At 48.0% G+C, this 13962-nt stretch carries 13 protein-coding genes; 7 read left to right on the top strand and 6 right to left on the bottom strand.

Annotated elements, in window-relative coordinates; genetic code table 11:
* Positions 1-69: 69 nt before the first annotated feature.
* The gene (locus GW590_RS11345) at positions 70-1101 is read right to left on the bottom strand and encodes an Rpn family recombination-promoting nuclease/putative transposase (RefSeq protein ID WP_169403162.1); all 1032 of its coding nucleotides are present in this window, start codon (positions 1099-1101) and stop codon (positions 70-72) included.
* Between the two features lie 475 nt (positions 1102-1576).
* Between GW590_RS11345 and GW590_RS11340 the strand changes: the two genes are divergently transcribed.
* Complete coding sequence (locus GW590_RS11340) at positions 1577-2758, top strand: hypothetical protein (RefSeq protein ID WP_169403161.1); 1182 nt, start codon at positions 1577-1579, stop codon at positions 2756-2758.
* Positions 2759-2878: 120 nt separating this feature from the next.
* Here the strand turns inward: GW590_RS11340 and GW590_RS11335 are convergent, their stop codons facing one another.
* Genes GW590_RS11335 through GW590_RS11320 form a run of 4 tightly spaced genes read right to left on the bottom strand, consistent with a single transcriptional unit; the run spans position 2879 to position 4756 of the window.
* Positions 2879-3283: an Rpn family recombination-promoting nuclease/putative transposase gene (locus GW590_RS11335; RefSeq protein ID WP_169403160.1), complete on the bottom strand. Its 405-nt coding sequence runs from the start codon at positions 3281-3283 to the stop codon at positions 2879-2881.
* Between the two features lie 38 nt (positions 3284-3321).
* A complete protein-coding gene (locus tag GW590_RS11330; protein WP_211186729.1) occupies positions 3322-3726 on the bottom strand; it encodes a DUF4260 domain-containing protein in 405 nt (134 codons plus the stop codon).
* A gap of 3 nt (positions 3727-3729) precedes the next feature.
* Positions 3730-3936, bottom strand: a complete 207-nt coding sequence (locus tag GW590_RS11325; protein WP_169403159.1) for a hypothetical protein — start codon at positions 3934-3936, stop codon at positions 3730-3732.
* Between the two features lie 43 nt (positions 3937-3979).
* Positions 3980-4756, bottom strand: a complete 777-nt coding sequence (locus GW590_RS11320; RefSeq protein WP_169403158.1) for an alpha/beta fold hydrolase — start codon at positions 4754-4756, stop codon at positions 3980-3982.
* 237 nt (positions 4757-4993) lie between these two features.
* Here GW590_RS11320 and GW590_RS11315 point away from each other — a divergent pair, with 237 nt between their 5' ends.
* The 3 genes from GW590_RS11315 to GW590_RS11305 all read left to right on the top strand — a co-directional run bounded on the left by GW590_RS11315 (position 4994) and on the right by GW590_RS11305 (position 9534).
* On the top strand, positions 4994-5989 hold the full coding sequence (locus GW590_RS11315) for a substrate-binding domain-containing protein (RefSeq protein WP_169403157.1): 996 nt from the start codon (positions 4994-4996) through the stop codon (positions 5987-5989).
* A 114-nt stretch (positions 5990-6103) separates the two neighbouring features.
* Positions 6104-8227, top strand: coding sequence for an alpha-galactosidase (locus GW590_RS11310; RefSeq protein ID WP_169403156.1), 2124 nt, complete (start codon positions 6104-6106; stop codon positions 8225-8227).
* Between the two features lie 41 nt (positions 8228-8268).
* Entirely contained in the window at positions 8269-9534 is a 1266-nt protein-coding gene (locus GW590_RS11305) for an MFS transporter (RefSeq protein ID WP_169403155.1), read from the top strand.
* Between the two features lie 191 nt (positions 9535-9725).
* On the opposite strand, the gene GW590_RS11300 is transcribed toward GW590_RS11305, so the two are convergent.
* On the bottom strand, positions 9726-10523 hold the full coding sequence (locus GW590_RS11300; RefSeq protein ID WP_169403154.1) for an AraC family transcriptional regulator: 798 nt from the start codon (positions 10521-10523) through the stop codon (positions 9726-9728).
* Positions 10524-10639: 116 nt separating this feature from the next.
* Here GW590_RS11300 and GW590_RS11295 point away from each other — a divergent pair, with 116 nt between their 5' ends.
* The 3 genes from GW590_RS11295 to GW590_RS11285 are packed head-to-tail and all read left to right on the top strand — an operon-like array spanning position 10640 to position 13795.
* Positions 10640-12706 (top strand): FUSC family protein, encoded by a 2067-nt coding sequence (locus GW590_RS11295; RefSeq protein ID WP_235955921.1) that lies wholly within the window; start codon positions 10640-10642, stop codon positions 12704-12706.
* Entirely contained in the window at positions 12696-12905 is a 210-nt protein-coding gene (locus GW590_RS11290; protein WP_169403152.1) for a DUF1656 domain-containing protein, read from the top strand. Before GW590_RS11295 ends, GW590_RS11290 begins: the two co-directional genes overlap by 11 nt.
* Before the next feature lie 2 nt (positions 12906-12907).
* Entirely contained in the window at positions 12908-13795 is an 888-nt protein-coding gene (locus GW590_RS11285; protein WP_169403151.1) for an efflux RND transporter periplasmic adaptor subunit, read from the top strand.
* Positions 13796-13962 lie beyond the last annotated feature (167 nt).

Here is a 13962-nt window from a genome sequence, read left to right as displayed (position 1 = left end):
CACAGCCAATTATGATGCTATAACAAACGGCGAAAAGGTGAGATCACGGGTGCGCCAATACCCTAACGGTTAATGGCGGATTTGTTTAATCTCGTCTTCAGTCAGACCGGTCAGAGTCATCACAGTGCCGTGATCCATCCCCTTGCTCAGCATTGTACGGGCGATTTCAAGTTTGGTTTCCAGTCGCTCTGCCTGGCGCCCTTTTTGCTCACCCAGCAAGATTCCTTCCTGGCGCCCTTTTTGCTCGCCCAGCAATATTCCTTCCTGGCGCCCCTTTTGCTCGCCCAGCAATATTCCTTCTTGGCGCCCTTTTTGCTCGCCCAGCAATATTCCTTCTTGGCGGGCTTTTTCTTCCAGCTTTTGTGCAATGGTCATCAGTATCTCCTCATGTTGCGGTAAACGCTGCGCCAACTGGCAAATAAAACGCTCTGGATTGGCGGTGTCCCCAACCTGCAGCAGGTAGGTAAATAACGCTTCCAACTGCTCCGATGTAGTGTAATCCAGACGCAGCAGCGTGACCAGTTGCTGCTCCAGGTCCGCCATATCGCGCTGGCGAATATGTTTTTGTACCAGTTCCAGCGCTGCCACTCGCCGGTGCTGAACGATTTCATCGTCACTTATCATTGTGACATCCACCAGCGGAAAATCCCCGCAGTAAAGCTGCCGCGCCGATTTCACGTCACTGAAAGCGTCAAGCCAGCTCATGGAATAAGGATAGGGACTGATTTTACCGTGGTAAAACAAAATGGGAATAACCAGCGGCAAGGCCTGGTTATGGTTATCCAGATGCCGCTGCATCGCCGCTAACGCGTAACGCATCAGGCGGAAGGTCATATATCTGTCGGGAGAACTCTGGTGCTCAATCAAGCAGTATATATAGCCTTCCCCGCTATCAGTCTGTAGCGAGTAGAGGATGTCAGACTGTATTCCGCGCAGCTCCCGGTCAATAAAACTGCCTGATTCCAGTTGCAGGGTATTCAGATCGCAGCGGGCCAGTAAGGCTGGCGGCAGGTGAATTTGCAGAAAATCCCGGGCGGTTTCTGTGCGGGTAAGAAATTGTTTGAAAAGCGCATCGTGCGGTGTGGGTGTGCTGGCATTCATTGCCGATATCCTGTCTTCCGTTTGACATAAATCGACTTTAGCATAAGTAAATGGTGGTTAAAATTAAACCAGCCGTTTCGTTGAGCATTGAGTGAGGGAAAATCCATCCTGGATATGCCTGGGGAAGCACACCGTTTTTATTCGGTCATTCAGGAATAGGCTGGTAACAGAGGGGTTGTTCTGGTGCAAGCCTGACACGGTGCGGTTAAGTTAACCCTCGACCGTCATTACAACATACATAGTAATATTTTCCATAACCATGATAAAAATAATTGGTAACCAACTGACTTATCTAGAATGGCAAGTTTTTTATTTGAGAAAACACCTCACAAAATTAATAATAAAAACATTTAAGAGCAATTCACTCTAGTTGAGCTTTTTATAAGAATAATTTTTATTTTTAATAACGCCTAGTTTTAGGTATTATATGCGCACATTGAAAGGTATAGATTGATTATAAAAGGAAGACACTACTGTGAACCTACAAATTGATTATATAAAACTATCCAAAGCAACTCTATCCCTCCTCCCATTATCCTTGATTTTTGGATGTTTTATTTTATGGTCATACCTGAATGATATTGGCAGGATAGACCTTTTACCTTCAGTTATTGATAGCAAAGGAACTTTTATCGCATTAATAATATCATTTTTTACTTTGTCAGTAGGTTTACTTATTATACTTTGCCTTCCAAGCATGATGTTATGTCAGATGTGTTTTTTGACATGGAATAACGAATTCTCACGCGTAATAAATCTAAGCAGAATTCCTTTTATTTCCTGTAGCACATCCATATTATACATTGCGAGCATAATAATATTCTCCCTTATAAGTGAGATCCCCTATTATATAAAAGATTATATTTCCATAATAACGCCACTTTTGCTTTTACCTATTACTTTCATTGTTGTTCATTTTTTTTCAAAAAAAAGAAAGAAAATTCACATTTATTACAAAAAAGGAAAAGAGATAAGGAACAAAAAATTCATCAAAGAAAAAATTATCATTTCTTTTTTCTCTTTTTCTTCCGGAATGACTATAACAATACCTTTATTGTTAATCCTCAATATTAGCACTTTAAACAGCAATGCTGGTCTTATTGTTTTTTGCGTCATCTCTATTATTTTAGTTTTTATATCATTCTCTCCAGCCATAGTATTTTTTGGGGCTGGCGGTTTTAAGACCAACATTAAGGACAGTGTCATATATTTTATCATGAGTGCATTAACAGTTTTTATTATCATAATGTCATCACTTCCTAACTTTTCAAGTCTTGTGGTAAGAAGTGCTTTAAAAAACATTGGCGTAATTGAAAGTGAATCACATATTTATTCATTAAAAAAACAACACTACACACATGATATGTTTCCAACTTCAGTTTGGACACATATTAATTCCGCTAGCGATGAATATTTATTTATAACAGGAACTGTGATATTCTCTCTTGGCGACAATGTGTTAATTTGTCCTACCTTTGTAACGGACGCACAAAACAAGTACAGAAAATATAACCTTGATAATTTATTTAGCCATAATGAAACCGACTTTGAAAAAAAACATCTTAAACAAATAATAAAAAGCTGCGCTTTAATTAACAGGTCCGATATTACTCGATGGGATGGGATCTTAGATGGAAAGAACGTCCTAAATCCATGAGATCTATAACGATCAATGGTTTCACGATCGTTTTTTAGAAAAACTACTTAAGATAACTTAAACGGACCTTTAGCGTTAGCATTCTGCTGTCTTAGAAAAGGTGCGCCAATACCCTAACAGTTAATGGCGGATATGTTTAATCTCGTCTTCAGTCAGACTGGTCAGAGTCATCACAGTGCCGTGATCCATCCCCTTGCTCAGCATTGTACGGGCGATTTCAAGTTTGGTTTCCAGTCGCTCTGCCTGGCGCCCCTTTTGCTCGCCCAGCAATATTCCTTCTTGGCGTGCTTTTTCTTCCAGCTTTTGTGCAATGGTCATCAGTATCTCCTCATGTTGCGGTAAACGCTGCGCCAACTGGCAAATAAAACGCTCTGGATTGGCGGTGTCCCCAACCTGCAGCAGGTAGGTAAATAACGCTTCCAACTGCTCCGATGTAGTGTAATCCAGACGCAGCAGCGTGACCAGTTGCTGCTCCAGGTCCGCCATATCGCGCTGGCGGATAGGCTTTTGTACCAGTTCCAGCAAAGCGCCCTCACTTTTTCAAAGAGAGGTCGGTACTTAAATTATTCTTTTGGTTGCTTACCAATCATACCCAGATGGGTAAATGAAAATCCTTCAGGCGATTTCAACCCATAGCCAAGCATACGGTCAAATCCTGAATGCGCTAGCCATAAGGCGCCGACCAGCATGCACCAGGGATAATGCAAGATCATCCCTATTGCAAATAACAGGATCCCCAAGCCATAGATGTGGGCCACGTTATAACAGAATGCGCCTATTTTTGGCCCGCCAATATACCCTATGAAACTGATGTCAGGGGCGAGGAAAAGGAGAAGCGATGCCCACCACGGTACTGTGCTGTTGAAATGGCAGAAGACAGATATTGCAGTGATAAAAATCAGTAAGGCTTCGGCTCGCTGCCATATGACAACAGGGGGTTTGGAATATGTATTTTCTGAAATCGACACTAATCAGCACTCCAATTGATTAATTGATTTTTCATCATAAACATCAACGCAGAGAAATACATCACAGAGAAGAAGGGCTACAGCCAGACAGCGATAGAAATGCCTCATTTGCGGTGTTTTTTGTCTCAAACCTGATACTTGAAAGGTTTGAATGGGGCTCACTCCGGGAAAAAGAGACGAATAATGTTCATTTTCACGAATATTCTCCATGCTGGCTTACCGCTCCAATGCTTCTGCAGTTATAAATCTGATTTCAGAGTACGGAGTCAATAAAAGAGATCACTTTTGCTAGCGTAACGGCGAGATGGCTTTCACTAAAAACATTATGCTGTGCACCAGGAATAGGCTCAGTCACAAAATAGGTGCCTTTGAGTCTATCTATGGTGGTTTGGGTCTCTTTTGCTAAAACGATAGTGTCCTCAGATCCATAAAGCCAGAGCACGGGTAAATTCTCAAATCCCGGACCACTATGAATAAGCCTACGGGTGCGATCCATTGCGGCCAGTGTGATGCATTTAAAGGGGCCAATGCTGTCACCAATTTTTGATTCGATAGAATTGACGCTCGTTGTGAACGCTACCTTTCGAGGCTGTTTTATGGCTAAATTGGTTATACGTGTTCTGTCTCCCAGAAGTGGCGCGGAGAGCACCAATCCACAGTGGCCTGTCTTATTGAGTTGCACATATCGCGTGGCAATCATTCCCCCCATCGAATGCCCGATAATGATCAGGGGTAAGGTGGGGTAGCGAATGCGGATAGTGGCCACAGTAATCTGTACATCATTGACCACTCTGTCAAAATCCTCTATGACCAATCGTTCCCCATGAGATAGGCCATGCCCTAAGTGATCGGGACCGAACACAAAAGCACCGTGAGCATGGAGGCTTTTGGCAACACTCTCATAAAGCCCCATATGTTCATTATGACCATGTAAGATAAGCAGTAGGTAACGAGGGGAAGGATGTGGCCATTGATAGACCGCAATGCCTTTGTTTCCTATCTCAACATCGTTTATTTCAAGGACACTCATATCCTGGCGGCCTCTTATTAACCAATTGATTATAAGCAGTTAGCACAATAGTCAAAGCCTGAAAGCAATGTTGTTGCTTGAAAAAGACCAGTGAACACTCCCCTCTTTCAATATTGTCTTCTTCCATTGTTATAGAAAAATAACAGCTGAAAATTTAAATATCGTCAGCTCCGTGCTAGACCTTTGCCCTCTCTTGCGGGAAACTGACGCCAACCTCCACCCTGGGCAAGAAAGTTTATGTCACTGAAAATTATCGCTAAAGAACTTGGTATCTCGGTTACCACCGTCAGCCGCGCGTTAAATGGTTATGATGATGTATCACCGGAGACGCGCGCCCGCGTGGAGGCTGAAGCACAGCGTCGTGGTTATCGCCCTAATACCCTCGCCCGCCGACTAAAAATGGGCAAAATTGATGCCGTAGGCCTGGTTTTTCCCGTGCGTTCCTCCCCCTTGACCAGCAATGTCTTTCTCGACATGGTCGGCGAAATCAGCCATGAGTTGGCACGCTATGAGATTGATTTACTGCTGATTGCCGATGATGAGCAAGCAGATAAACACAGTTATATGCGCATAGTCCAAAGCCGTCGTGTCGATGCGCTCATCGTGGCACATACTCTCGATGACGACCCACGTTTAGCGCAGTTGCTCTCTTCCGGCTTCCCCTTTCTTGCCCTCGGCCGCAGCCACCTGCAGCAACCCTATGCCTGGTTTGATTTCGATAACCAGGCCGGAACCTATAGTGCCACCCGTTATCTGATTGACCGCGGCCATCGGCGCATTGCCTTGCTTGGGGAAAACAATAATCAGGCGTTTATCACTCAGCGTCGCAATGGTTACCTGCAGGCACTGCGCGAATCAGGGCTAGCTAATAGCTGGCTGCGCAGCGTGCCACCGACCCGACGCGGCGGTTATCAGGCAACACTCGAGCTTTTACGTCTACCAGAGCCACCCACCGCCATCCTTACGGACAGTAATATTCACGGCGATGGCGCAGCCATGGCATTGGCTCAACAGGGACGACTGATCGGCGATAATCGTATTTCCCTGGTGGTTTACGATGGTTTGCCACAGGACAGTATTATTGAAACCCAAGTGGCTGCGGTGATCCAGTCTACCCGTCAGGGCGTAGGTCAACAGATTGCAGGCATGGTGCGACGCTTAATCGCAGGTGAAGATCTTGCCACTTTGCAAGTGCTCTGGCAGCCAGAATTCTCCCCGGCAGAAACGGCCTGATACCTCTCTTTGATACGCTAAATTCTTAACTCGATCACAAATCCGAAACGTTTCGATTGATGACCGAAACGTTTCGGATCAACAGTAGGGCATTCTTTGTTATGGAGATGTCCGATGTCTGATTCGATTTTACACCTACAAAGCGCCCGCACTGACGTGGTTATCAAAACCCACCCTTTTGCCGAAATTCTCTACTGGGGACCGCATTTAAGCCATTTTTCGCCGCAGGATACGGCTACTCTCGCTCGCCCGATTGCCAATGGCCGGCTGGATGTTGATTCACCCGTGACCCTGATGGCCGAACTGGGTCACGGGTTGTTTGGTTCGCCGGGGATTGAAGGACATCGCCAGGGACTGGACGGCTCTCCGCTGTTTGCCACGACGAAAGTGGCCCAGGACGGGCAGAATGTCACTATCACCAGCGAAGACGTGCATGCCGGGCTTCGTCTGTGCAGTGAAATCCAGCTTGATAACAGCGGGGTGCTGAACGTTCGCCATGGCTTAACCAATCTGCGCTCGCAGCCCTGGCAGGTGGACAGGCTGGCGGTCACCTTGCCGGTGGCCGAACGTGCCAGCGAGGTAATGGCGTTTCATGGTCGCTGGACCCGTGAATTCCAGCCACATCGCCTGACACTTGAGCATGACAGCTTTGTACTGGAAAACCGACGTGGCCGAACATCGCACGAACATTTTCCGGCGCTGATCAGCGGTAGCGCCGCCTTTAGCGAGATGCAAGGGGAAGTATGGGGCGTCCATCTGGGCTGGAGCGGTAACCACCGCCTGCGGGCTGAAGTAAAAACTGATGGTCGGCGTTACCTGCAGGCAGAAGCGCTGTACTTGCCGGGGGAAATGTCGGTAGCGGAAGGCGAAACCTTGTGGACACCGCGTCTATATGCCAGCTACTCGGCGCAGGGGTTAAATGGCATGAGCCAGCAGTTCCACCGCTACCTGCGCGAGCAGATTATCCACTTTGCCGACAATAAACCGCGCCCGGTTCATCTCAATACCTGGGAAGGGATCTATTTCGACCACGATCCGCAATACATCATGCGTATGGCGGACGACGCAGCAGAACTCGGCGTTGAACGATTTATTATTGATGATGGCTGGTTCAGAGGCCGCAACGATGACCAGGCAGCGCTGGGAGACTGGTATCTCGACCAGCATAAATACCCCAACGGGCTGATGCCGGTGATCGAGCATGTGAAATCACTGGGTATGGAGTTTGGCATCTGGGTTGAACCTGAAATGATTAACCCGGATTCGGATCTGTACCGGGCTCATCCCGACTGGCTTCTGGCGCTGCCGGGCTATACCCCGCTTACCGGACGCCATCAATATGTGCTGGATCTGAACATACCGCAGGCGTTTGACTACCTGCTGGAGCGCATGACCTGGCTACTGGGCGAACACCCCGTGGACTACGTGAAATGGGATATGAACCGCGAATTGGTGCAGCCGGGTCATCACGGTAAAGCGGCAGCCGATGCGCAAACCCGACAATTTTACTGTCTGCTGGATACGCTGGGCGAACGTTTCCCGCTTGTTGAGTTTGAATCCTGCGCTTCAGGCGGCGGGCGCATTGATTATGAAGTGCTGAAACGCAGCCACCGCTTCTGGGCCTCGGATAATAATGATGCCCTGGAGCGCAATACCATCCAGCGAGGGATGAGCTATTTCTTCCCGCCGGAGGTGATGGGCGCTCATATTGGCAATCATCAGTGTCACGCTACTTTCCGCCAGCACAGTATTGCTTTTCGCGGCCTGACGGCGATGTTTGGCCATATGGGACTCGAACTGGATCCGGTAACAGCCAATGCGCAGGAACGAGAAGGATACCGAAAATATACCGCGCTACATAAACAGTGGCGTGACTTGATTCATCACGGCGTGCAATGGCGGATTGACATGCCGGATGTCACCACACTGGCACACGGCGTGGTAAGCGAAGATAAAAGCCAGGCGATATTCCTCGTCAGCCAGCTGGCTATGCCGGATCACACCCTGATGTCACCGCTGCGCATTGCCGGTCTGGAGGCTGCTGCCCGCTACAGGATCACACTATTGGACCCTTCAACTCTTCAGCTAACCGGGAAAGGCGGACATACCATGCGCAAATTACCGCAATGGATCACCACCCCACAAACGGTCAGTGGCGAGTGGTTACAACTGGCGGGGCTGGCCTTACCCATCCTTGATCCCGAAAGCGCCATATTGATTGGCTTGCAACGCGTGTAATTAGATTGGGCCGCTCAGCGGTCCTAACCGAGGAATACAGAATGAACTCGACCGCCTGTTCCCATAAAAATAACCCTAATTTCTGGATTTTCGCGCTATTTTTCTTTTTATATTTTTTTATTATGGCCACCTGCTTTCCGTTTCTGCCCATCTGGCTGTCGGACGTCATTGGCCTGAATAAAACCGAGACGGGCATCGTATTTTCCAGCCTGTCTCTGTTTGCCATTTGTTTTCAGCCGGTACTGGGCGTCATTTCCGATAAGCTGGGACTGAAAAAGCATCTGATGTGGATAGTGACCATTTTGCTGGTTCTGATCGCCCCCTTCTTCCTCTATGTTTTTGCCCCATTGCTGAAAATCAATATCTGGCTGGGGGCGCTAAGCGGAGGCGCCTATATAGGCTTTGTTTTTTCGGCTGGTGCCGGGGCCATGGAAGCTTATATCGAACGTATCAGCCGTAATAGCGGATTTGAGTATGGCAAGGCGCGTACCTTTGGCTGCCTGGGTTGGGCACTCTGTGCCACCACGGCGGGGATGTTGTTCAGCATAAATCCTGAATGGGTGTTCTGGATGGGATCTGCTGCTGCCTTGCTGCTGTTGGTACTGGTGGCGATAGCAAAACCGCAGGCCAGCCAAACGGCTCAGGTTATGGATTCACTGGGTGCCAATCGTTCCTCGGTCGATTTAAAAACCGCAGTGCGCATGTTCCGCCAGCGTAAAATGTGGATGTTTATTTTATATGTTGTTGGCGTGGCATGCGTCTATGACGTTTTTGATCAGCAATTTGCCACCTTCTTTAAATCCTTCTTTGCCACCCCGGAGACAGGAACCCGCGCCTTTGGTTTTGCAACTACTGCCGGGGAAATCTGTAACGCGATAATAATGTTCAGCTCACCGTGGATTATTAATCGTATCGGCGCAAAAAACACCTTGTTGATTGCCGGTATGGTGATGGCTGCACGAATGATTGGCTCTTCGTTTGCTACCACGGCGGCAGAGGTTATCGCCCTGAAAATGCTGCATGCGCTGGAGGTCCCTTTCCTGCTGGTGGGCGCGTTTAAGTATATCACCGGCGTTTTTGATACCCGTTTGTCGGCCACGATTTATCTTGTGGGTTTCCAATTTGCGAAACAGGTAGCGGCAATTTTCCTGTCGGCTTTCGCCGGTAATATGTACGACCGCATAGGCTTTCAACACACCTACTTGATCCTTGGCGGTATTGCACTAACCGCAACAATAATCTCGGCATTTACCCTCTCGGGGAGAGCCGATGTCGCGGAAAGTAGCAGCAAGGCCTTGGTGATGTAATATCAGTGCCAGCTCAATCAGGTTAGTGACTTTAAAAAAATCCCGCTTAGATTGCTTTAAGCGGGATTATGTTCAGCTGTATTTTCAGTCTGGAAGCGAGATAGCTTTCAGGCTGAATCTCCCGGGTCGCCAGAACCGACATCGGAAATGGGCTTCCCGGCTCGGCTCCTCCAAAACATAGCGTCAGTGTCTCAGGGGGGAGTTGTTCTTCGCTGGGCAAAATATTGCGCCGGTGTGCTACCCACCGATTTCTTAAACATTGTGATGAAAGCGTTGACCGAATCGTATCCCAATTCGGCAGCTACATTTTGTACCGACTTTCCACTGGCAAGCTCACGTAGCGCAACAATAAGATGTAGTTGTTGCCGCCAGCGACCAAAAGTTAGCCCTGTTTCTCTGGTCAGTAAACGAGACATTGTCCTTTCACTCAATGCCAACCGCTTCGCCCATTCCCCTAGCGTGCTTCGGTCATCAGGTTGACTGACAAGGGCTGACGCCATCGTATGTATTTTCGGATGGGTAGAGACAGGTAAATTGAATTTCTGCCGCGGCATGACGACCAGTTCATCAAGTGTCACCCGAGCAAGTCTCGCTGCGTGCGTTTCTTTCGCATAATCGGCCCTCTCGCACGCCAACCTGGCGATAATTTCCCGAACAAATGGCGATAGCGATAACGTGCAGCATTGCTCAGGTAATGCCGCCGCGCCCGGCTCGACAAACAAATAGATAAGCTGGGCATTCCAGGTTGCTTTTGCACTGTGTGACACCCCGCCGGGGATCCAGACACCAAAATGGGGAGGCACAATCCAGATCTCATTGTCGGCTGTACAGGTAACAGCCCCGTACAAGGTGAGGATTAATTGCCCTTTGCGGTGAGAATGCACCGGTACTTCTGCTTTATGATCGACAAAATCAATCCTGCGTGCCACTGCCGGGCAATCCGTCAGGTCAGGGTTGAAAACAGAAATGGCTGATTGGGGCTTATTCATAATGGCAAGATTTAGGTATTTTTTGACAGAATACAGCGTTTCGGATTTTTTGTAACTCAGTAATAATCCTTCTTATGAACAAAATATCTTCCTCTCTATACCGGCGTATGCGTGTGATGACAGCCATTTCCCGCACATTACGGGAGCTGGTTACAAAGCCCCCTATTCTGAACGATGTGAATGCGTTGCTGTTTTCACTCAAGAGCTTTATCGCCGCCATGCTGGCCTACTACATTGCACTGCGCATCGGTCTTGCAAGACCATCATGGTCTATTGTCACCGTCTATATCGTTTCGCAGACTTCCGTCGGCGCTTCCCTCAGCCGAGGCGTATATCGCCTGGTCGGAACAATAGTTGGAGCGCTTGCAACCGTGCTCATTGTTCCAAACTTTGTGAATTATCCGCTTATCTGCAGCGTGGTACTGGCAGGGTGGATAGCTTTTTGCCTCTACTTTTCGCTGCTCGACCGCACACCGCGCGCCTATGCCTTCGTGCTGGCAGGGTACACCGCGAGTCTTATCGGATTTCCTGCGGTATTCGACCCGGGTTCAATTTTTGAAATTGCCATCGTCCGTGTACAGGAAGTTATCATCGGTATTCTGAGCGCCACCTTAATCCATCGATATGTACTACCGAAACGGATCACAGGCCAGTTCAACAGCACGTTGTCGGCAGCCTTGCGCGATGCACGTCAATTGGTTGAAGGGACTTTGCGTGGCCCATGCGAAAAAGACGGAATGCCCTTCCAACTGGCTTCTGCACTGCAATTTTTGCAAGGATTAGGCACTCATCTCCCCTATGACTTTGCCAATACGGTATCTCGTTATGGTAGCCGACGATTAATTCATGACCGGCTTGCCCGACTGTTACCCCTGACCACAGAGTTAAGGGATCGCCTTCAATTTCTAAACCGCGAGACAAGCCCCCCATCTGCAGCAATGCGTATTTTGTTGGAAGACATACAAGCCTGGCTTGCCTGTGAGGATATGAGTCAACGCGGAGTTACCGGGGAAGCCTTGATCGCACGTGCCGCAGCGCTGAAATTGCATTTAAATTCGCACGCGGTAACCTGCACCGACAGACATTTTGCAAACCTGTGCAGTCATTTGCTCGAAATCATCAAAGTGCTACAAGAGTGCGATCACCTTTACGGCACTTTAAACCAGGCTACGTCCCTATTTAAAAATGGAATACATCGCGAACTTAAGCACGGAAAAGGATACGTCTTCCATCGTGATTATCTCATGGCAGCACGTAGTACGCTGGGTGCATTCATCACTATCGTTATTGGATGCATCCTGTGGATTTACTCAGCCTGGCCAGATGGTGCTACAGCAGTTTCTATTCTCGGCGTCTGCTGCACATTGTTTGGCAGTTTCGACACCCCCGCTCCCCATATAATTAAATACATTATTGGCTCAGTGTATGGCGTATTAATCAGCTTGATTTACAGCTTTATCCTCCTTCCTCAGGTCACAGAATTTAACGTGCTGGTCGCCGTCTTGGCCCCTGCTTTTTTATTCGCCGGTTCGCTACAGGCGCGTCCATCAACCACCTTTATGGCCATGGGTATTACGCTTACCCTGCCCATTTTGTCAGCGTTGGGGGCTGAATATAGCGGCGACTTTGCCGCTTCGTTGAACACCTCCATTGCACTCTTTGTCGCTACCGGATTTAGCGTAGTCAGTATGAGCCTGCTACAGACTGTACAGGCTGAAGCTGCAATAAAACGTTTGCTGCAACATAGCCGACGGGACATCAGACGGCGGGCGCTGGGACCGGCACCCAATGAAATCTACTGGACCAACTTGATGATAGATAGAACCGCTTTGCTGCTGCCACGGTTGCAAGGAAGGGGAAAATCTTCCGGGGACAGGATCAATGAGATGTTGCACTATTTGAGCATCGGTAATGTTGTCAGCCAGTTACGCAGTTTACGCGTCAATTTTCCTGGTCAGACTGAAATGCAATTGAATGGATTGCTTTCAGTAGTAGCCCAATATTTTAGTGACAAAAAACATAACCGCCTATTAATGCGCGATTGTCTGCAGCGGAAAATTGATGAATTGATAGCAGGAATTTTATCAGATACGAACATACGCGCTGACCAGCTTATTGAACTTCTCATTGACCTTCGTATTGTTTTGCGCCTGCGGGATAAAGAGCATATTTATGATTATTGACCTCAATGCGGGGGGTGTCTTGATACCTGGATTGCTGATAATCGTTTTCGCTGCATTTTTGTGCACATTATTTGTGATCCGCTTTTTCGCCTTCAGCGCTATTTATCGCCTGTTACCTTGTCGGTCGCTGGCCAATATCGCCCTCTTTTTTATCATTTTAGCCCTGATGAAACAGGGTCTGAACGCTACGGGATTTTAAGAATGAAGCACATTGTCAATTTATTGAGCCGCTATATGCTGACGCTAAGTGCAGTAACGATTGCCATCGTCATTGCTGCCACAATGTGGAAGAAAAATGTGCAAACACCCTGGACCCGGGATGGGCGTGTACGCGCCAATGTGGTGCAGGTTGCGCCGGATGTCTCCGGGCCGGTAAGCAGCGTGGCGGTTCATGACAACCAGTTTGTCCACCGCGGAGATGTTCTTTATTCGATAAATCCGCAATGGCTACAGCTGGCGGTGCTATCCGCTCAGGCTTTGGTTGAAGCCAAACGTCATGAAATGCTGGTACGCCAGGATGCAGCACGACGACGAGGCCAGTTACAAGACGTTATTTCCAGAGAAGATTTACAACAAACCAGTGGTGCGGCAGGCATAGCCATTGCCGACTATCAAGGGGCTTTAGCCGCACTTGGACTTGCAAAACTCAATCTGAATCATGCCACTATCCATGCCCCGGTAGATGGATACGTCACCAATTTGAGGATTCAACCCGGAGATTATGCGACAGCAGGGGTAACAAAGGTAGCAGTGCTTGATGCCGCCAGTTTCTGGATTATTGGCTATTTCGAGGAGACGAAATTGCAGCATATCCATACAGGAGACCCGGCTCAAATCGCGCTAATGGGGTTCAAGCAGCAAATATCAGGTCATGTTGAAAGTATTGGTCATGGGATTGATGACAAAAATGATTCTCCCGGAGACCTCGGCCTGCCCAATGTCGACCCCATATTTAGCTGGGTACGACTTGCCCAACGCATTCCAGTACATATTCAAATTGATCATGTTCCCAATGAAATCGAGTTGGTTTCAGGGATGACTGCGAGTGTAGAAGTTAACCCCCAGGCTTCAGTTTTAAAAAAGCAGTGAACGCCATTTCATTTTAATTGGAAGGTCTCTCTGCCAGAGGACATAGCCAATATAGAACATATCTGTAAGCGGTCTATTATTTATGGATCACCCAACCTTGTCTTTAGCGAGCCGAGTGAAATGTGTAAAATCAAAAAAATCCCGCTTAAAGCAACCTAAGCGGGATT

Origin of the sequence: Rouxiella aceris, assembly GCF_012933545.1 — a bacterium.
Lineage (GTDB): Bacteria > Pseudomonadota > Gammaproteobacteria > Enterobacterales > Enterobacteriaceae > Rouxiella > Rouxiella aceris.
The sequence above is the reverse complement of the archived record's forward strand: the minus strand, read 5'-3'. Positions and strand labels throughout refer to the sequence as shown.

Coding starts and splice junctions, on each gene's coding strand:
- GW590_RS11315 (WP_169403157.1), top strand. CDS start 4,994: ATGTCACTGAAAATTATCGCTAAAGAACTTGGTATCTCGGTTACCACC.
- GW590_RS11285 (WP_169403151.1), top strand. CDS start 12,908: ATGAAGCACATTGTCAATTTATTGAGCCGCTATATGCTGACGCTAAGT.
- GW590_RS11320 (WP_169403158.1), bottom strand. CDS start 4,756: ATGAGTGTCCTTGAAATAAACGATGTTGAGATAGGAAACAAAGGCATT.
- GW590_RS11310 (WP_169403156.1), top strand. CDS start 6,104: ATGTCTGATTCGATTTTACACCTACAAAGCGCCCGCACTGACGTGGTT.
- GW590_RS11345 (WP_169403162.1), bottom strand. CDS start 1,101: ATGAATGCCAGCACACCCACACCGCACGATGCGCTTTTCAAACAATTT.
- GW590_RS11290 (WP_169403152.1), top strand. CDS start 12,696: ATGATTATTGACCTCAATGCGGGGGGTGTCTTGATACCTGGATTGCTG.
- GW590_RS11305 (WP_169403155.1), top strand. CDS start 8,269: ATGAACTCGACCGCCTGTTCCCATAAAAATAACCCTAATTTCTGGATT.
- GW590_RS11325 (WP_169403159.1), bottom strand. CDS start 3,936: ATGGAGAATATTCGTGAAAATGAACATTATTCGTCTCTTTTTCCCGGA.
- GW590_RS11295 (WP_235955921.1), top strand. CDS start 10,640: ATGACAGCCATTTCCCGCACATTACGGGAGCTGGTTACAAAGCCCCCT.
- GW590_RS11300 (WP_169403154.1), bottom strand. CDS start 10,523: ATGAATAAGCCCCAATCAGCCATTTCTGTTTTCAACCCTGACCTGACG.